The sequence below is a fragment of the Labrenzia sp. THAF191a genome (assembly GCF_009363335.1).
GTDB lineage: Bacteria > Pseudomonadota > Alphaproteobacteria > Rhizobiales > Stappiaceae > Roseibium > Roseibium algicola.
Window position 1 is genome coordinate 2,865,470 of the sequence record NZ_CP045333.1, and the last position, 18,933, is coordinate 2,884,402.

General features: G+C 60.7%; 18 protein-coding genes. 9 read left to right on the forward strand and 9 right to left on the reverse strand.

Features of this window, described 5'->3' with window-relative positions; translation table 11 throughout:
• Window positions 1-56: 56 nt before the first annotated feature.
• On the reverse strand, window positions 57-332 hold the full coding sequence (locus FIV05_RS13050; protein WP_077292097.1) for a flagellar biosynthesis protein: 276 nt from the start codon (window positions 330-332) through the stop codon (window positions 57-59).
• A 149-nt stretch (window positions 333-481) separates the two neighbouring features.
• A complete protein-coding gene (locus FIV05_RS13055) occupies window positions 482-757 on the reverse strand; it encodes a flagellar biosynthesis protein (protein ID WP_152509846.1) in 276 nt (91 codons plus the stop codon).
• Between the two features lie 144 nt (window positions 758-901).
• Here FIV05_RS13055 and FIV05_RS13060 point away from each other — a divergent pair, with 144 nt between their 5' ends.
• Window positions 902-1,513: a GNAT family N-acetyltransferase gene (locus tag FIV05_RS13060; protein ID WP_152509847.1), complete on the forward strand. Its 612-nt coding sequence runs from the start codon at window positions 902-904 to the stop codon at window positions 1,511-1,513.
• 58 nt (window positions 1,514-1,571) lie between these two features.
• On the opposite strand, the gene mtnA is transcribed toward FIV05_RS13060, so the two are convergent.
• Window positions 1,572-2,678 (reverse strand): S-methyl-5-thioribose-1-phosphate isomerase, encoded by a 1,107-nt coding sequence (gene mtnA / locus FIV05_RS13065; protein ID WP_062487584.1) that lies wholly within the window; start codon window positions 2,676-2,678, stop codon window positions 1,572-1,574.
• Between the two features lie 230 nt (window positions 2,679-2,908).
• Here mtnA and FIV05_RS13070 point away from each other — a divergent pair, with 230 nt between their 5' ends.
• Window positions 2,909-3,490: a hypothetical protein gene (locus FIV05_RS13070; RefSeq protein WP_023014621.1), complete on the forward strand. Its 582-nt coding sequence runs from the start codon at window positions 2,909-2,911 to the stop codon at window positions 3,488-3,490.
• A gap of 104 nt (window positions 3,491-3,594) precedes the next feature.
• Here FIV05_RS13070 and FIV05_RS13075 read toward each other — a convergent pair whose 3' ends face one another.
• Window positions 3,595-4,533 (reverse strand): metallophosphoesterase, encoded by a 939-nt coding sequence (locus FIV05_RS13075; protein WP_152509848.1) that lies wholly within the window; start codon window positions 4,531-4,533, stop codon window positions 3,595-3,597.
• A 564-nt stretch (window positions 4,534-5,097) separates the two neighbouring features.
• On the opposite strand from FIV05_RS13075, the gene FIV05_RS13080 reads away from it, so the two are divergent.
• The gene (locus FIV05_RS13080; RefSeq protein ID WP_286202290.1) at window positions 5,098-5,550 is read left to right on the forward strand and encodes an NUDIX domain-containing protein; all 453 of its coding nucleotides are present in this window, start codon (window positions 5,098-5,100) and stop codon (window positions 5,548-5,550) included.
• 76 nt (window positions 5,551-5,626) lie between these two features.
• Here the strand turns inward: FIV05_RS13080 and FIV05_RS13085 are convergent, their stop codons facing one another.
• Window positions 5,627-6,601 carry a glutathione S-transferase family protein gene (locus FIV05_RS13085; protein ID WP_152509850.1) on the reverse strand — a complete coding sequence of 325 codons (975 nt, stop codon included), beginning with the start codon at window positions 6,599-6,601 and terminating at the stop codon, window positions 5,627-5,629.
• Between the two features lie 376 nt (window positions 6,602-6,977).
• Between FIV05_RS13085 and FIV05_RS13090 the strand changes: the two genes are divergently transcribed.
• Window positions 6,978-7,490 (forward strand): N-acetyltransferase, encoded by a 513-nt coding sequence (locus FIV05_RS13090; RefSeq protein ID WP_152509851.1) that lies wholly within the window; start codon window positions 6,978-6,980, stop codon window positions 7,488-7,490.
• 236 nt (window positions 7,491-7,726) lie between these two features.
• Here the strand turns inward: FIV05_RS13090 and FIV05_RS13095 are convergent, their stop codons facing one another.
• The 4 genes from FIV05_RS13095 to FIV05_RS13110 are packed head-to-tail and all read right to left on the reverse strand — an operon-like array spanning window position 7,727 to window position 14,623.
• Window positions 7,727-9,802 (reverse strand): hypothetical protein, encoded by a 2,076-nt coding sequence (locus FIV05_RS13095; protein ID WP_152509852.1) that lies wholly within the window; start codon window positions 9,800-9,802, stop codon window positions 7,727-7,729.
• An 8-nt stretch (window positions 9,803-9,810) separates the two neighbouring features.
• Window positions 9,811-12,630, reverse strand: coding sequence for a DUF4159 domain-containing protein (locus FIV05_RS13100; RefSeq protein WP_152509853.1), 2,820 nt, complete (start codon window positions 12,628-12,630; stop codon window positions 9,811-9,813).
• A gap of 3 nt (window positions 12,631-12,633) precedes the next feature.
• Window positions 12,634-13,569 (reverse strand): DUF58 domain-containing protein, encoded by a 936-nt coding sequence (locus tag FIV05_RS13105; RefSeq protein WP_022998137.1) that lies wholly within the window; start codon window positions 13,567-13,569, stop codon window positions 12,634-12,636.
• Window positions 13,570-13,603: 34 nt separating this feature from the next.
• Window positions 13,604-14,623, reverse strand: a complete 1,020-nt coding sequence (locus FIV05_RS13110) for a MoxR family ATPase (RefSeq protein WP_022998136.1) — start codon at window positions 14,621-14,623, stop codon at window positions 13,604-13,606.
• A 338-nt stretch (window positions 14,624-14,961) separates the two neighbouring features.
• Between FIV05_RS13110 and FIV05_RS13115 the strand changes: the two genes are divergently transcribed.
• From FIV05_RS13115 to FIV05_RS13135, 5 genes are all read left to right on the forward strand, one after another.
• On the forward strand, window positions 14,962-15,513 hold the full coding sequence (locus FIV05_RS13115; protein ID WP_286202307.1) for a DUF1285 domain-containing protein: 552 nt from the start codon (window positions 14,962-14,964) through the stop codon (window positions 15,511-15,513).
• A 39-nt stretch (window positions 15,514-15,552) separates the two neighbouring features.
• Window positions 15,553-16,203: a CoA pyrophosphatase gene (locus FIV05_RS13120; protein ID WP_152509855.1), complete on the forward strand. Its 651-nt coding sequence runs from the start codon at window positions 15,553-15,555 to the stop codon at window positions 16,201-16,203.
• A complete protein-coding gene (locus FIV05_RS13125) occupies window positions 16,203-16,463 on the forward strand; it encodes a DUF6111 family protein (protein WP_055655939.1) in 261 nt (86 codons plus the stop codon). The genes FIV05_RS13120 and FIV05_RS13125 overlap by 1 nt, the downstream gene beginning before the upstream one ends.
• A 4-nt stretch (window positions 16,464-16,467) precedes the next feature.
• Window positions 16,468-17,712 carry a CCA tRNA nucleotidyltransferase gene (locus tag FIV05_RS13130; protein ID WP_152509856.1) on the forward strand — a complete coding sequence of 415 codons (1,245 nt, stop codon included), beginning with the start codon at window positions 16,468-16,470 and terminating at the stop codon, window positions 17,710-17,712.
• A 108-nt stretch (window positions 17,713-17,820) separates the two neighbouring features.
• Window positions 17,821-18,933 carry an HD domain-containing phosphohydrolase gene (locus FIV05_RS13135; RefSeq protein ID WP_152509857.1) on the forward strand — a complete coding sequence of 371 codons (1,113 nt, stop codon included), beginning with the start codon at window positions 17,821-17,823 and terminating at the stop codon, window positions 18,931-18,933.

An 18,933-nucleotide genomic window follows, 5' to 3' on the forward strand; every position in this document is an offset into this window, starting at 1 on the left:
CATCAGTGCGTTCAACAAGCCTCTGTTGAACACCCGCTGATGTCATGCCCGGTGTGCTACACGACCACGTTAATCCTGGCCATGGCGGCGGTCTGACTGGCGTATGTGCCCAGCCGGCCCTGGTTCTGCAGGACAAACAGCGAATTGGCCTGAGAGGCCTGCGTGTTGATCGATTGCATCACGTAAGCGAGGTTGTTCAGCTGGTCGATACGCTTTGCGGCTGTCTGACGCCGCTTTGTCCAGGCCTTGTTGTAGTCGGCCAGGGACACCTTGCGACTGGAGCTGAAACGTTTGGAATAATCTCGTTGGAAGTAGTTGCTGACCTTGGCCATGCGTTTGCCTTTTCAAAAGACTGAAACAGCATAGCTCCCGAAGGAATGAACAAGCTCTTAACGCGCGTTTCTCCGGAAAACGCTACGTAACTTTTTTCGAGAAAATATCATCTTCCCGGGCCTTTGCCCGGCGGTTCACCCGGGAAAATCTAGACAAGCACGTTGATGCGGGCCATCGCGGCGGTCTGGTTCGCATAACCACCCAGCCTGCCTTGGTTCTGCATGACAAACAGCGTGTTCGTCTGAGCCGCTTGTGTATTGATGGTCGCGAAGGTGGATGCCAGGTTCCGAAGCTGCTGCATTTTCTGCGCCGACGCCTGACGGCGCCCGTTCCAGGCCTTGTTGTAGTCAGACCAAGTCGACTGCCGCTTCGTGCTGAAAGTTTTGTGGTAGTCCCGCTGGACGTAGTTTCCGACCTTTGCCATGGCAGCTCCTTCCTGGAGATCTGAACAGACTGTGTGCGAAGATGGTTAACAAGCCCTTAAATCAGCGCGATGTGCACACGGCGGCTTGGCGACAAACGTTCCAGCTGTTAAGCCCGGAAAAACACGCGAGATTCTGGAGGTTTTATGTCGACGCAAGCGCTTAACCTCGATGGCTACACGGATATTCCGGAGGGCAAGGTTGCCTTCGTGGTCACGTTCCTGGAAATGCTTCAGGCGCCTGAGAAGCCTCTTGCGCCGTCACGTGGCGACGTGACTTTGCAGCGGTGGCAGACGCCGGATCTCGACAGCTATCGCAAGCTTTTCCGGGAGGTCGGTGAAGACTGGATCTGGTTCGGCCGGCTGGTTCATGACGACAAGACGCTGGAGCAGTTGCTCGCCGAGCCTGCCCGCGAGAACTACCTGCCGATCATCGATGGCAAGCCGGTCGGTACGCTGGAGCTGGATTTTGCAAACCCGGAAGAGCCCGAACTTTCCTATTTCGGCCTGGTCCCCGGCGCGATCGGTGGCGGGCTTGGCCGCTGGCTGATGGCCCAGGCGCTGGACATCGTCTGGTCACGCCCGGAAACGAAACGGCTCTGGGTACACACCTGCACCGGCGACAGCCCGCAAGCGCTGATCTTTTACCAGGCCTGCGGTTTCAAGCCCTACAAGCGCGCCATTGAAGTTGCCGAAGACCCGCGTCTGCAGGGGCTACTCGGCCGCAAGCGCGCGCCGCATGTGCCTGTGATCGAGTGAGGACGCGGTTAAGCGCGATCTCGAAGGAATGGGGCTGCCTGCTCGCAAGCACACCCGTCTAGGCAGTTGCCCGAACCCGCTCCGGAAAGGCATCTGCGATGGCCTTGCGGTTTGCTTCAAGCACGCCGCGCTCGGTGATGAGGCCGGTTACGAGACGGGCAGGGGTGACGTCAAAGGCGGGATTCCCGACAGGAGATCCGTCTGCCACGATGTCCACCGTTTCGATCTCGCCGGCGCTGGTGCGGCCGGTGATGCGGCTGACCTCTTCGCCGCCGCGTTCCTCGATCGGGATCTGCCGGATACCGTCCGACAGGGAAAAGTCGATGGTCGGTGACGGCAGCGCGACGTAGAAGGGCACACTGTTGTCCTTTGCCGCCAATGCCTTCAGATAGGTGCCGATCTTGTTGCAGACATCACCGGTGGCCGTGGTGCGGTCCGTTCCTGTGATGACGATATCAACTTCGCCATGCTGCATCAGGTGTCCGCCGGCATTGTCGACAATAACCGTGTGTGGCACACCATGCTGACCGAGCTCCCAGGCGGTCAGGAAAGCCCCCTGATTGCGCGGTCGGGTTTCATCGACCCAGACATGAACGGGAATGCCGCCGTCATGGGACATGTAGATCGGCGCCGTCGCAGTGCCCCAGTCGACGGTGGCCAGCCAGCCGGCATTGCAATGAGTGAGGATGTTGACCGGCTCACCGGCGCGTTTCAGCCGCGAGATCGCGGCAATCAGCTCCATCCCGTGCATGCCGATGGCCATGTTGATGGCGATGTCCTCGTCGCAGATGTCATTGGCCAGCTTGAAGGCGGCTTCCTCGCGGATTTCAGGTGCCAGCCGGACCAGTGTCCGACGCGCCTTGTCGAGGGCCCATTGCAGGTTGACCGCTGTCGGCCGGGTTTCCAGCAGGGACGAGCAGGCGGCATGGAGATTGTCGTCTGAAGCGTCAGTCCGCATGGCAAGCGCGACGCCGTAGGCGGCTGTTGCACCAATCAGAGGTGCGCCGCGCACCTGCATGAACCGGATCGCATGGGCGGCGTCTTCCATTGTATGCAGTCGGATGGTCTCGAACGTGTGCGGAAATCTTGTCTGATCGATGATCTCGACCGAGCCGCCATCTTCCGCCAGCCAGATCGTGCGATATTTCTTGCCGTCCACGTTCATGAGCGAAACTCCGCAATCGCAATATGTTTTTTGCATAACCCATGAACAGGCTTCAGACCAGTCGCGCGTTACTGGCGCGACTGTCAAAAATACCTTAATCTCCGTTAACCATGTTTGGATCATTGCCAGTGGATAGCTCGCAGGTGGAGGCCATGCGGCTGTTTCACTCGGGATAGAGTCAGTTAAGACTTGATTCACCAACGGCAGTACAACGGAGTCACGTGTACCCCATGTCTGAAATGCAGGATAACGTTGTCCCACATACGCGCATGCGGTCCTTGCGCGATGCGATCCGGAAGGTTCAGCTTGGCGAAGTCGAACGTTCGGACGTGGTTGTTGAGCTCCAGGAAACCGAGCGTGCCCGGCTGGACATGCTTGCAGACGAACTCAAGGACGTTTTCAGGGAAATCCCGGAAGACGACGACCAGTTTTCCCTTCAGATCATCTCCGGTTCCACGCCTCGGCTCTGGATCGATGCGACCAGTCACGTGGCCGTTGGCGGTGACAGGCGCACCTATCGGTTCCTGAAGGACACGCGCCTCGGCCGGGTGGTCATTCTGGAAACGGCCAACATCGATGACATGGCAGACTGCCTGACCGAATATATAGCCGAACGCGTGCTGGAGCGGGAGAAGGCGCTGGAAGGCGACTGGCTCAACAACCGGCTGCGGCAGGTCGCGCTCGACAGCAAGGTCGTGCGTGTCAAGGAAAGCCGTACACCCTGGATGGCCGTCGCCGGTGCCTTCGGGATCGGTCTTGCGGCGGGCGTCATCGGCCTCATCGTCTTCGCCTGGTTCGCCAATCCGCTCTAAGGCGGCTTTTGTGAACGACGTCCAACACTCTCCAGTATCGGTCCTGGTTGCCGCAAGCCTGTGAGTGCCTTTCTGGGCAACTCGTCAGGCCTGCAGGAAGGGCCTCAGGGCTTGCTGCCCGGAATGGCGACTTCTCGTTCCGCGAGCAGTTTCACCGGCTCGTCTGGCGCGGCAAAGCCGTGCTCTTCCATCTGGCAGGACCAGCCCTCGTTTGTCTTTTCGATCCGGAACAGGTTGTAGCGCGCCGCCGGTTTCTTGCCGCCAGGCGCGCTTGTGGCAGATGGCACACCAACCACCGGGACGAGCCCGTCCGGTCCCTCGATATGCTCGAAACTGTCGACATGGGTGTGGCCGTGCAGGATCAGCTCGGCACCGGCTCTCTTGACGACGGCGCGCACCCTGGAGGCGTCCGACAGGCGCTTGTGCCAACGGGTGGCATGAGGGAACGGCGGGTGATGCAGCATCACCACGCGGAAGAAACCATCCTGGCCAAGGTCGTCCAGAATTGCCCGCAGACGCTTGCTCTGCTTGCTGCCGACACGGCCCGTAGCGAACCAGGGGCCGCTGGCGCGACCGGTCGTCACGCCGACAAGGGCGATGCCGTCCCGCTTGCGCACATAGGGAAAGGTTGCTTCCGAGTTGGTGCCGTTTGACGGCACATTGCCTGCGCCATCGCCGCGCATGTACGGCCACCATGCCGCGCGGGCCCTGCGCACGGCTCCAGGCACATAGGCGTCGTGGTTGCCCGGAACGACGGAGACATCCTCCGGCGGGCCGATTTCTTCAAGCCAGGTCCGCGCACCGGAAATTTCCAGGGGCAGGGCGATGTTCACCAGGTCGCCGGTGACGGCAATATGGTCGGGAGCCTGCGCCTGCATGTCATCGACGAGTTGTTCGAGATAACTGCCGCCCATGATCCTCGACCGGTTGCGGCGCCAGTTGAGGTAACCAAGGATCCGCTTGGAAAAAAGCTGCAGCAGCTTGGGGTCCGGAAGCGGGCCGAGATGGGGGTCGGAAAGATGGGCGAGCGTGAATGTGGACATGGTCGCGCATCTTCAAAACCAAAAGCGCCGCGTCAAGGGGAAATGACGCGGCGCTTTCAAGTGAGTTCAGGAACTGCCGGGAAACCGGTTACTTGACCGGTTTGACTGCCTTTGCGGCTTTCGGCGCTTTCTCGGTGTTATTGTCTGCGGAGCGCGTGGTTTCGCGCAGCGTCGCGCCAACAACATTCACGAATCCGAACATGGGTCTTCTCCGTACAGGTTCCTTCGACCGACCTTAGTTGGTCGGGAAAGTGGTTAGGGTTGCGACGATGCGCGGGTTGGTCAGGTCGATAGCCGGCTTCCACTGGTAATTGTTGCGGTTGCGGCGGCGTTTTCCAAACAGAGCGTTCAACATTTTATTTTCCTTCAGGTTAGGGCGGTCAGAAGGGCTGCCCTCGAATTCATCAACTTGCCCGATATATATGCATGCTGTGCACAAAGGAGGAGCGTTATTCTCACGGGTCAGCCCTGCGGGGATTGCATGGGTTAAAAAAGTTTTATTTCCCCTCTGGATCCGGTAACGTCCTGAAAATGTTGAAGATATTATCAGTCTTGCCGACGTCGGTGACCACACGCCTGATCCAGGGAATTGGACTTGTCCGAAACCCGTTCACGCTTGGGGTGCGCGTGATCGTTGAAGACCGCAACAGCCGGGTCCTTCTGGTGCGGCACAGTTATGTCACGGGCTGGTACCTGCCGGGTGGGGGCGTGGACAAGGGCGAGACGATGGAAGAGGCTGCCTGCCGGGAGGTTCTGGAAGAAGCAGGTGTCGTCTCGGTCAGCCGTCCGCAGCTTCTCAATATCTTCCTGAACCAAGAAGCGACAGGCCGGGATCATGTCGGGCTTTATCACATGCCCGAGTGGAGACAGGCGGACACCTTCCTTCAGCCCAATGCGGAAATCGAGGAGGCGGCATTCTTTGAGCTGGAAGCTCTGCCGGAGGGGCTTACGCGGTCCACAGCCAGGCGGCTCGACGAGTTTCGCTCCGGCCGCGAACCGGAAAGCGGCAAGTGGTGAGGCCTGCCACCCCCAGGTCGGTCATGTCGTCTTCCGGGTAAGCCGGAGCCGGCTCACCTGGAAGTTTCGTATCTGATCAGGCAGCTGCCTTGAAACGCTCGCGGTCGTGAGGGTGGGTGAAATCCAGGGCAGGCCCGACAGGGACGATCCTGGTCGGATTCACACTCTCATGCGAGCCGTAGTAGTGCTGCTTGATCGTTGTCATGTCGACCGTGTCTGCAACACCCGGGACCTGATAAAGCTCCCGCAGGTAGTTCGACAGGTTCGGATAGTCGTCGATCCTGCGGATATTGCATTTGAAATGCCCGACATAAACCGCGTCGAAGCGCACCAGCGTCGTGAACAGTCGCCAGTCGGCTTCCGTCAGCTGGTCTCCGACCAGATAGCGCTGACGGGACAGGCGATCTTCCAGCTCGTCCAGTGCCTTGAACAGTTCCGTGACTGCTTCTTCGTAGGCTTCCTGTGTGGTCGCGAAACCGGACTTGTAAACACCGTTGTTGACGGCGTGATAGACGCGCTCGTTGATACTGTCGATTTCGGTGCGCAAGGCAGTCGGATAGAAATCAAGGTGTGAGCCGGTCAGGTCGTTGAACGCCGAGTTGAACATCCGGATGATCTCGGAAGACTCGTTGCTCACGATCGTGTTCTGGTGCTTGTCCCAAAGGATCGGCACGGTCGCACGGCCGCTGTAGTGCGGGTCGGCCTTGGTGTAGACGTGCCAGGCGTATTTCGCACCGGTCAGCGGATCGATCTCCGGAAACTCCCAGCCGTTCTCCAGCATGAGCGGCTGTACGGCGGAGACGGAAATCAGGTCTTCCAGTTTCTTGAGCTTTCGGAATACCAGAGTGCGGTGCGCCCAGGGGCAGGCAAAGGAAACGAACAGATGATAGCGATCCGCTTCAGCCTTGAAGCCGCCGTTGCCCGTGGGGCCGGCAGTCCCGTCCGCGGTGATCCAGTTCCGAAACGCCGCGTCCTTGCGGACGAAGCGTCCACCGGTGGATTTCGTGTCGTACCATTTGTCTTTCCAGACGCCGTCGACCAGCAGTCCCATGATGCGCTCCCTTGTTGTGCTTCGTCTGGTTAGGTTGTGCACACGGGCGGAAAATCAATCAATTGAATGCTCTGTTCCGGCTCGGTGAACAATCAGCGGACTGGTGAGAACGGACAAAAAAGGCTGGACCGAAGCAGCCATTGCGTGGTAACCGCTTCTCCTCTTTCTGGAAATATCGGCTTTCGAACACGCTGATATCGCAACGAGACTGGGATAGATGACCGCAGGTCTTACGCTTCGACGACGAACCAGCCGACGAGATAACTCTCGTCCGCACCGTCGCGGCTGACCTGATCCTGGATCTTCCTTACGTTTTATCCAGGCACTGGCAGGCGCGCATTTCTCCAAAGACTGCATGCTTGCTGGAACCAGCCAAATGAAACAGACCACATGGGTCATCCGGCCCGAAGACGCGACCGACACCTCCGCAATTGACGATCTGCAGGCCGAAGCTTTCGGCCCCGGCCGGTTCGCGCGAACCGCTTTCCGGATCCGCGAAGGCGTCCCGCATCGTCCGGATGTCTCTTTCGTCGGCCTTGCGGGTGAGCAGGTGGCGGGGTCAATCAGACTGACACCGATCAGGATTGGCGACACCGACGCCCTGTTGCTCGGTCCGTTGACCGTATCTCCCGACTTCAAGAACCGGGGTCTCGGCAAAGCGCTTATGCGCACGGCAATGGAAGCGGCGGCGGCTGCCGGAGACAAGGTCGTGCTGCTGGTCGGCGATGCACCTTACTACAGCCCCTTCGGCTTTCAGCAGGTCCCGTTCGGACGCATTACGCTGCCCGGGCCCGTCGACCCGGCGCGGCTCCTCGTCGCGCTGTTGAATGACGGCGACATTCCGAGCGGAATGGTGCACGGCGGGATATCTGCTGCGGTCGCTTCCTGAGGTTGTTTCTGCGTGACGCGGGGCGGGTTGACGGTGGGTGTGGCCCATCCTTCGAGACGGCCTGGAGGCCTCCTCAGGATGAGGAAGAGAATATTGATAGGCCGGTAGCTTCCCTTCGACCTCATCCTGAGGAAGGCCGAAGGCCTGTCTCGAAGGATGGGCCCCAAACACAACAGATCGGTTCGTACTTAGCTCAAGCGGATTGCCGACCGCCGCGAGGGCGGTCGGCACAAAAGCTACCGTCCTTCGCGATACCAGGTCAGGGACAGGGCACCCAGCAGGAGCGCAAGACCAAGCAGTCCGATCATCAGCGGATAGCGGTCGATGCCGTTGAGGACGCTCGCCTCAGTGGCCTTCAGCCCCAGCCAGCCATTGCCGGCGTAGCTCGCTGACGGACGCATCGAAACAATGCGTGGGACGGTCAGGTCTCCGCCCACATCCCGCAAGCGCTCAGAGGCACCGCCCGTCGCTTCGCTGAGCGGTGCCAATGGCTCGGTCGTGGACAGAACGTCGGTGTATTCGCGCGGGTTCTGGGGCCCAACGTGGATCAGCGCGCTCATGTCGCCTTCGGTGACCGAGAACAACCCGGTTTCGCCGGCAGGCATGCCGGCACGCCACAGGCCTGGTTCCTGTTCGGTCAGAACGATCTGCGACCGGTCGCCTGTCGGCGAGACAACCGTGACTTCCCCGACGGTCTCGCCCAGGGTCTGGCGTTCGATGACCAGTTCCGGTCCGCGCATGGAGACATTCAGCGCTTCTTCTTCCAGATCCGGTTCCTTCATCAGCCAGTGGGCCAGACGGCGCAGCAGCGGAACATGCGGACCACCGCCTTCATAACCACGTGCCCAGAGCCAGACGTGATCGGACAGCAGCATGGCCACTCGGCCTTCGCCTTCGCGGTTGAGAACCAGCAGCGGCGTGTCGCTCGGGCCGGACATCAGCGTCTGGCCGGCGTCGAGCTCGGTGTCGACCACGCGGAACCAGCGGCTCCATGCGGGCGGGTCCTGTTCGGATCCGGGAAGCCCACGGGTGACCGGGTGGCGCTTGCCGAGGTCGGCGAGGGACGCGTGGTAGGGTTGTTCGAGAATGGTGCCGGTCGGACGAGCCGGAAGGATCGGCGCCAGTGGTGTACGGTAAAGGCTGCCACCTTCGGCGTAATCGGGACCGCCGGCCAGCAGCATCGCACCGCCATCGCGCACATAGCGGGCGATATTGTCGAAATACAGCATCGGTAGAACGCCGCGGCGCACGTAGCGGTCGAAGATGATCAGGTCGAATTCGTCAATCTTCACCGAGAAGAGTTCCCGGGTCGGAAAGGCGATCAGCGACAGCTGGTTGATCGGCGTTCCGTCCTGTTTTTCCGGCGGGCGCAAGATGGTGAAGTGAACCAGATCCACCGAGGCATCGGACTTCAGAAGGTTGCGCCAGGTGCGTTCACCGGCATGAGGCGACCCGGAAACAAGCAACACCCGCAGATTCTCTCGGATGCCGTCGATGGTCACAACGGCCCGGTTGTTGAGTGTCGTGAGTTCGTCGGTCAGCGGCTCGGCGTCGAATTCGAAGATATTGTTGCCGCCATGGGCGATTTCAACCGGAATGTCGATCTTCTCGCCTGTCCGGGCCGTGCGTTCGGTGACGACATCGCCATCGCGTTTGACGGTCAGGCGCACCTGGTCGCCAGGTCCCGTGCCACGGCCCTGGTCGACGACGGTCAGGCTGACGATCTGCTCGGAATCGACCAGGCCGAACCGTGGGGCCTTGTCGAGTACGATGCGCCGGTCCCGTTCATCAACCGTACCGGTGATAAGGCCATGAACCGGGGCGTCGAACCCCAGGGCGCCTGCGTTGCCGGGGATGTCGTGGATCTGCCCGTCGGTCACGATGATCGCACCACCAACCCGATCCGGCGGAACGTCAGCAAGGCCGTTTGCCAGGGTCTGGAACGCCTCGGTGCCATCACCCGAACCGGAGTTTCGCGCTTCCAGAACGCGCAGGTCAAAGCCATCAAGGGTACCGATGCGGCGGGTCAGTTCTTCCACGGCCTCATCGGTTGTCGACTGGCGATCGGAAAGGCGTTGGCTCTGGCTCTTGTCGACGACAAGAGCAACGACGCTTGACAGCGGTTCCCTGTCTTCCCGCTCAACAGCGGGGTTGGCCAGCGCCAGCAACAGCAAGGCCATCGTCAGGGTGCGCAGCAACCAGCCACGCAAATTCAGAAAGCCGGAAAAGGCGGTGAGAAGAACAGCGATAACGCCGCCTGCCACAAGGGCCCAGAGCGGAACGAGGGGATCGAAGGCGAGTGACCAGACCATCTAGTCTCCTATTGTCCCAAACGCTCAAGCAGAGCGGGAATGTGCACCTGATCGGCCTTGTAGTTGCCGGTCAGGCTGTACATGACGATGTTGACCCCGGAACGGAAGGCGTAGTCCCGCTGCATGGGATTGTTGGGCACCGTCGGATACATGAACTCACCTGCCTCGGTGATTGCCCAGGCAGCGGCAAAATCGTTGCCGGTAATGAGGATCGGTGACACGCCGTCACCCGCCCGCACTGGCCGGTCGCCCCGGGCGGCAACTTCTTCCAGGCTCTCCACCCAGAGCGGGCTGGTCGCATACCGTCCCGGGAACGAATCCAGCAGGTAGAAAGCCTTCGTCAAAACGTGATCGGGCGGCACCGGCTCAAGCGGGGGAACATCCAGGTCTTCCAGGATTTCACGCAGCTTCAGCGTTGCCGGTGTCGAGGCGAAGCCATTGGCCGAGGCATTGATGTGATCGCGCGTGTCGAACAGGATTGTTCCGCCGTTGCGCATGAAAGTGTCTATGCGGGCAATTGTCTGATCGTTCGGTTTGTCGGCAGCCGCATCGATCGGCCAGTAGAGCAGGGAATAGAACGCAAGTTCGTCGCGCTCGATGTCGATGGCAATCGGTGCTCCAGGTTCAAGCGCGGTGCGTTCCGACAGGAACTGGGTAAGTCCCGAAAGGCCCGCAGAGCTGGCATCGTCGATCTCCGGATTACCCGTCAGCACATAGGCAAGGCGGGTTTCCAGGGTCGATTCCAAGGCCAGAAGATCTTCCGAGCTCGATTGCGCCCTGGCTTGATCAATGCCGGCAGGGGCGAGGAGGCCTGCACCGAAAGCCAGAACAAGAGCCGTGGCGGCGGTGCGGCTGCGCAAGCCGAGACGGCTCAGGCCACCGGCCAGCAGGAAGACGGCAATCGTATCGAGGATCATCAGCAGGAAGGCCAGCGTGAAGAACAGGGCTCTCAGATCAAAGGGATCGGAGGTCGGGTAGGCAGTTTGCACGGTTCGGTCGCCCAGCGCCGAGAGGTCGAGCGGCAGGAGCTCGTCGTCCCGCTGCATCAGATTGAGCGCTCGGAAGCCGTCTTCCGTGCCGTAAAGACCGGGAGGTGTTCTGCGGCTTGCTTCCGCATCTCGGAAAACGGACGCGTTCACGGGCGTGACTTCTACCGGCGGCGGGCCGAAACGGCCATAACCGTCCAGCAGGCGCAAGGGCGGCAACACGCTCGTTGCCGGCGTGCCATCTTCGGCGGTTTCAGAGGCGGAAGCCACGTTCGAGACCGACAGGATCCGCCGCAGCATGTTCAGGAAGTCGCCAGACAGCGGCAGGTTCGACCAGGAGGAATCCGCTGTGACGTGGAACAGCACCATCGACCCCGCGCCGATGGGAGCCGCCGTCACGAGAGGAGTGCCGTCTTCGAGCATGGCCCAGGTGCGTTCAGGCAGATCCGATGTCGGCTCGGCCAGTACCTGCCGGGTCACAGTAACTTCCTGCGGAACCCGCAAGCCAGCGAAGGGCGATCCTTCCGGAAAGTCTGCCAGGTGTTGTGGCTGTTTCCAGCTGAGTGAACCACCAAGGGACCGGTCGCCTGCGCGCAAACGCACGGGGATGAGATCGTCACTGCCACCCGCAGTCCGCGGGCCAGCGAAGCGGACAAGCGTGCCGCCGTTTTCAATCCAGTCGCGAAGCGTCTCGGTCGTCGTTTCAGGCAACCGGCCAACGTCGGCCAGAACCAGCAAGGAAATGCCCTGTTCGATCAGCGAAGGTACAGCGTCGGCAATATCCGCATCACGCGGGCGGCGTATGTCCGAGAAGGGCGCAAGGGCGCGCTCCAGATAATAAAGCGGTGACAGCAGCGGCTGATCCAGATCGCCCGACTGGCCTGAAATCAGTCCGACCGTGCGCCGGCGCCAGCTGTCATCCACCAGTTGGACGGCGCCTGCGGCGGCCTCACCGGTGACTTCGACCCGGGCAATATCGTTGCGCAATTCACTTGGCAGTTCGAAGCGCGCCTGTGTTTCGGTCGCACCAGCGTCAAAATTCGCTTGCACTTCGCCAAGGACAAGTCCCTTCAGATCGAGAGCCTGAAGTGTTGCGGAGCTCAGTCTCTGGTCCGGGTGGCGCACAACGGTCAACGACAGGGCGTCGGCGTCGTTATTGAGGTCCTTCAATCCCATGGGCGTGTCCAGACCTGTCAGGACCGTTATCGGAGCCGTGCCGGAAATCTGTGCGAGATCGGTTAGAAACGAACCTTTGGTGCTGGTGTTGTCCGACAGCCAGATCACGGCACCAGGCGGTGTCTCCTGGGCTGCCTTGCGCAGGCCTATGCTGAGCTCGGCGCGCTGCGGCGGATAGGGACGCGGTTCAAGTGCACGCAGTTTTTCCAGAGCGGTTGTTGCTGCCTCCGGTGTGAAACTCTGGCCCGGGCCTTCGGCGGAGGCTGCAAACAGGATTGGCTGACCGCTCTGTTCTGCTTCGCTCAGGATCTGCTCGGCGGTATTGACCTGCGCGGTCCATCCCTTTGCGGATGTCCAGCCGTTGTCAACCAGAACCCATAGGACACCCTCGCCGGTTTCAAGCGGTTCGCTGGAGCGCCAGATCGGTCCGGCCAGGGCAATGATGAGGATGGCTGCCATCAGCAGTCGCAGCAGTGTCAGCCACCAGGGGCTGCGCTGCGGTGTTTCCTCATGCTGATCGATGCCGATCAGCAGCCGGGTCGGCGGAAACCGGATTTCGCGTGGGCGCGGCGGTGTCAGGCGCAACAGCCACCAGATAACCGGAAGCAATGCCAGCGCGGTCAGGATCCAGGGGACGGTGAATGTCAGAGGCAATCCTGCGAACACGGGTCAGATGCCTCCTTTTGGCAGTACGTCCAGCGCACCGGACAGGGCACTGTGAAGCACGAGCAAAGGTTCGGACGCCGGACGGTCGGTGTGGTGCAGGACATATGTCCAGCCGGCACGCCTTGCGATGTCACGAATTTCCGCGCGGTGGGCTTCCAGCCGGTTGCGGTAATCCTCGCGCCACTTTTCCGCGCGTCCGGCGGTCAGCCGAAACCCCTTTTCCGGATCGGTGAATTCGACCCTTCCATCAAACGGGAAGGTTTCCTCGATCGGATCGAGGACCTGAACCAGGTGGCCACGCGCACCCGTGCTGGCAACGCGGGCAACCCATGCCGCGACTTCCTCGATCGGGTCCAGGAAATCGGACACAAGAACCACATCGGCAAACCTTTGCACGGCCGTGGTGTCCGGATAGGCGATCGGTTTGGAAAGATGGGTGAGTGCATCGGCGAGACGTTCAGCGGCACGCCGGTCGGAAAAGGCTCTTGTCAGGCCTGGCAGTCCGATCCGTTCGCCTGTTTCAGCCAGCATGTCGGCAAGTGCAAGCATCAGCACAATGGCGCGGTCGCGCTTGGCGACACCTGCAAGGCGGGAGCGGAAAACCATGGAGGGCGAAAGATCTGCCCAGAGCCACACCGTGTGCGCGGCCTCCCATTCGCGTTCGCGAACATAAAGATGATCATCGCGTGCGGAACGGCGCCAGTCGATGCGCTTTGCCGGTTCGCCCATGTTGAACGGGCGGAACTGCCAGAAGCTTTCCCCCGGGCCCGCACGCCGACGGCCATGCCAGCCGGCGATGATGGAACTGGCAACATGGCTTGCCTCGACCAGCAGATCCGGCAGGGCATCCGCGACCGACCGGGCCTCGCCGATGACGTTCGGCCAGGTATCGGCATCAATGCCTGTCTGGTTGCTGCCCTGAGTACTGCTCGAATCCATGCGGTCGGCTTCCTGGCTGGTTAAGGGGAGGGGATCAGGCGATCAGTTCCTTGACCCGTCGAATGACGTCGCGAACGGTGTGACCGTCGGCTCTGGCTGCGAACGTCAGCGCCATGCGGTGCTGAAGGACCGGTTCGGCAAGAGCCAAGACGTCATCGACGGAAGGTGCGAGACGTCCGTCGACCAGCGCGCGGGCCCTGACGGTCAGCATCAGTGCCTGGCTGGCACGCGGTCCCGGGCCCCAGGCGATCAGGTTGGTGAGATCGGAAGGTGCGGAGCTGTTGTCCGGGCGTGCGGAGCGCACAAGCTTCAGGATTGCTTCCACCACGGATTCGCCTACCGGCATGCGCCGAACGAGCTGCTGGTACTCCATCAGTTCTTCCGCTCGCATGGCTACCTGGGCCTTGGCCTGATCGGCACCGGTGGTTTCCAGCAAGATCCGGCGTTCGGCCTCAAGATCCGGGTAATGCACGTCGATCTGCATCAGGAACCGGTCGAGCTGGGCTTCAGGCAGCGGATAGGTACCTTCCTGTTCGAGCGGGTTCTGCGTGGCAAGCACGTGGAAGGGGCGCGGAAGGTCATGCGGGTGCCCGGCGACGGTTACATGATACTCCTGCATGGCCTGCAGAAGCGCCGACTGGGTGCGGGGACTGGCACGGTTGATTTCGTCAGCCATCAGCAACTGAGAGAAAACCGGACCGGGAATAAAGCGGAACGAGCGGCTGCCGTCGGCACCTTGTTCCATCACTTCGGCACCGAGAATGTCGGACGGCATCAGATCTGGCGTGAACTGGATGCGTCGGGCGTCGAGGCCCAGAACGGTGCCGAGCGTTTCCACCAGCTTGGTCTTGGCAAGGCCGGGCACACCGACAAGAAGGCCGTGGCCGCCAGCCAATATGGTGACGAGCGACTGCTCCACCACATTTTCCTGACCGAAGATGATCCGGGCGATATCGACCTTGGCATCGCTGATCCGGTTGACGGCGCGTTCGGCTTGTTCGGCGACGGCGGCGAGATCTTCTTCGCTTGGGCTGGAGGGAGAAATAACGCTCATGGATCACCTTTCCCGCAATCTACGTTTCGACTGCCTGTCCGGCCCTGGGGCTAACAATACCCCTGACCTTTGTTGCTGCGACTCAAGCAGTCTGACACCATATAAATCAGTAGATAAGGCGCAATTGTGCGCCATACAGTGGAAAGGTCCAAGAATCTTTCCACGCTTTGGGGAAAAGGTCGGGCCTGCGGGAAGCTGGGAGCAGGCGAAGACGATCCGGGCGGTAGCGGAATTGTCAAAAATTCCGGTACCTTGATGACGACGACAAGGGCGAAACATCCATGGCGGAGGCAACCGCAAAAACGGACGGGGCACTACCCGAAGGTTTAAAGGCACTGATGAGCCGGGCGGACACTGGCGGCAAGGGACCACCCCCGGTCGAGAAGTGGAATCCGCCGTTTTGCGGGGATCTGGACATCCGCATTGCCCGTGATGGCACGTGGTATTATCTCGGGTCGCCGATTGGCCGCATGCCTCTGGTGAAGCTGTTTGCCTCTGTGCTGCGCAAGGACGAGGACGGCCGGCATTATCTGGTCACGCCAGTCGAGAAGATCGGGATCACCGTGGAGGATGCCCCGCTTCTGGCCGTCGAGATGGCGGTGGAAGGCGAGGCGCAAGGGCAGCAGCTCACGCTGCGGACAAATCTCGGTGATCTCGTTGCCGTCGGTGCCGACCATCCTCTTCGATTTGAAAAAGAACCGGACAGCGACGGTTTGAAACCCTATGTTCACGTCAGAGGGCGCCTGGAGGCCTTGTTCACCAGAGCGCTGATGTATCAACTGGCGGATCTTATGGAAGAGCAGGAAACAGATGACGGCACCCGGATGGGGGTCTGGAGCGGTGGCCGGTTCTTTACGGTAGATCCCGCCTTCCTGAGCGTTCAGGACTGACCGAATGAACTGTTTCGTACGACCGGAAACCCCGATTGCATGACTGCATTCCTGACCAAACCACCTGCGGATTCCGGGCACTGGACTTCCCTGTTCAGGACGCGGCTGGATGATGCGGCGCTTCGCGACATCGAACGCGAGACCGGTGACCACATTCTCAATCCCGACCTTGGACCCTATGCAAAGTGGGACGGTCCACCGCGCGATGCGGCCGTTCTCATCGGTATCGTCGAACGCAGCGACGGGCCTAATGTGGTGTTGACGCAGCGAACCGGTCACCTGAAATCTCATGCCGGACAGGTTGCCCTTCCCGGAGGCAAGATCGATCCGACCGACAATGGACCTGTTGAAGCGGCGCTTCGGGAGGCGGACGAGGAAATCGGCCTTGCTCCGGAGCGCGTCGAGTTGATCGGCAATCTTGCGCCCTATCTCACCGGTTCGGGATACCGGGTTATTCCGGTGGTTGGCACCATTCAAGACGGTGCAGCCTTCCGGCCAAATCCCGGTGAGGTCGAGAGCGTCTTCGAAGTGCCATTGGGCTTTTTGATGGATCCCGCGAACCATCAGAAACTCAGCCGCGAGTGGCAGGGAAAACGCCGCTACTTCTACGCAATGCCCTTCGGAGAACGTTATATCTGGGGCGTCACCGCGGGCATTATCCGCTCCTTGTACGAAACGGTCTACCGCTGATGGTTCGTGTGTTCATACTGCATCTGTTACTTTTCCTTCTACCTTTCATCACCTACGGACTCTGGCTGTGGCTGAGCAAGCGCAACACCGAGCCTGGCCGCTGGTCTGCCAAGCCGATGGCGTGGCTCACGCTGGTGGGCCTCGTTCTGGTCATTACCGGTCTGGTCGGCATGGCATCCTTCGATCACGCACCGGATGGGGCCAATTGGCGGCCGTCGGAAATGCGCGATGGGGTGTTTGTTCCGGGCCGGTACGAATAACGCGATGACAACGACTGCCGATCAGATCCTGCAACAGGCGGACTGGCTGAAAACACCGGGTATTCAGGCGGTGTTTGCGGCGATCGAGCAGGACGGCGACGAAGCCCGCGTTGTCGGTGGAGCCGTGCGCAACACCTTGCTCGGTCACCCTGTTCCCGACGTCGATATCGCAACGACTGCCTCGCCCCAAACGGTGATGGAACGCACGCTGGCCGCGGGCTTGAAGCCGGTTGGAACGGGCATTGACCACGGTACGGTGACGGTGGTCAGCAACGGCTATCCCTACGAGGTCACGACGCTGCGGGAGGACATGGAAACCTTCGGCCGTCAGGCCCGTGTCGTTTTCGGCAGGAACTGGACGCGCGACGCCGAACGTCGCGACTTCACTCTCAACGCGCTCTATGTCGACTGCAATGGCCGATTGCACGATCCGCTTGGTGGACTGGACGATTGTCTGAACCGGCGTGTGCGTTTCATTGGTGAGCCGGACAAGCGCATACAGGAAGACTATCTGCGCATCCTCCGTTTCTTCCGGATCTACGCGGCCTATGGTGCCGGAGAGATGGATGCGGACGGGCTCGGGGCGTGCCTGCGCCAGCGGGACGGCTTGCGGCATCTGTCCGCCGAACGTATCGGACACGAGATGAGGCGGCTGCTGCGTGCGCCGCTGGCCGGATCCGCACTGAAAATGATGAACGATTGCGGCCTTTGGGAAATCGCTACGGGCGGCCTTGCCCGCATCGACGATTACCTGGCTCTGCGCAGCCTGGAAGCCACCGCCAGTGATGTGACCGATCCGGAGCTCGGGCTGGTGGTGCTTGCCGGTTTCGTGCGCGAGGATGTGGAGCGCGTTAGCGACCGGCTTCGGCTGTCGAATGCCGAAAGGGACCGGATGCGGACCGCCTGGGCGGCGATGAAATGTCTTCGCCAGGCCGATGGTCTGCCCGAAGCCGAGCACTTGGTGTATCAGTTCGGCCGCCAGGGCGCGGTTGACGGCCTTTTGGGGCGCTGGGCCGGCTTGCGTGCGCAAGGATCAGATCCAACGGAAAGTTTTGGCGGGCTGCTGGAGCGGTTGCGGGAAGTTGCCGTACCTGAATTCCCGGTCAAAGGCGCAGATCTGATTGCAGCCGGGCACTCACCCGGGCGCGCGTTGGGTGACAGTCTCAAGGCTCTGGAGGCCGATTGGCGCGACAGCGGTTTCTCGCTCTCCAAACAGGATTTGCTGACGCGGGCAGGCGCTGCGACTTAATGAAATCTTATTGACATTGCGTCACATCGTGATGGTGATTTCCTGTTGGTCGGGTTTTCCGGTTAACTTGTCGTGAGAAGGCGTGTGCGGAATACAATGAGGCGATGAATGGAAATTGTCCTGATCTCAGACGGCCCGCTTCCACTCGATTCTCCGGTCAGAAAACTCCCGTTCTTCTTTCCCGCGCGCCTGATCGACATGTCCAAGGTGTCTGCGAAGACGGTCGGCGATGGCCGTGTCGCTGTTGTGGAGTTGCTGGACGCGACTGATGCGGGGCTGACCGCGCTGAAGAAATCCTGGGCCAGCATTGCGGAAATCCCGGTGATCTGCCTGGTGTCCAAGAAGAACCGGCGTGAGGTGATCCAGGCGGCAGCACTCGGCAAGACCGACATCATGGAGCGTGACACGCCACTGGCAATTCTGGTGCGCAAACTCAAGGCAATCATTCCCGACGACCCGCTTGCCAACGTTCCAAAGGGACTTCCGGCGAAGACACTTGAGGCCTACAGGAAAGGCAACTCCTTCCTGGAAAGCATCGCGCTGTCTGCAACGGAAGGGTCCAACATCCAGATCAGCCTGATGAACGAGGGGGCGGCGGAGATCCTGTCGTCGCTGTCACTCGACGGGCTTTCACCCTGGCTGGAAGCCGTGCAATCTCACCACAGCGGAACCTATTGTCATTCCCTGATGGTGGCCGGGCTCGCCGGGGCTTTTGCGAGGCATCTCGGCTGGAGCAAGGCGGATTGCCAGGAAGTGATTGCCGGCGGTCTGCTGCATGACATCGGCAAGATGCGCATCCCGCTGACCATCCTGGACAAGGCCAACAAGCTGACGGACGCCGAGCGCGCCATTATCGACAAACATCCCATGTTCGGTCGCGAGATTCTGAAACCGCGGCTCGAAGTGTCGGTCGACATCAAGAAGATGGCCATCCAGCATCACGAATTTCTGGATGGATCAGGTTATCCCGATGGGCTGAAGGGAGACAGGATCTCGCCAAAAGTCCGCCTGATGACCATTTGCGACATATTCACCGCGCTTACCGAGACGCGGTCCTACAAGGATGGCATGCCGGTTCGCGCCGCCATTGGCGTCATGCTGGAGATGGGCAAGAAACTCGATCAGGTCATGCTGAAGCAATTCGCCCAGATGGTCCTCGATCGGGATTTCGGTGAAGTCAGCCGGCAGCCTCAGAAGGTGAAGGGCACTTCGGCCTTCTGA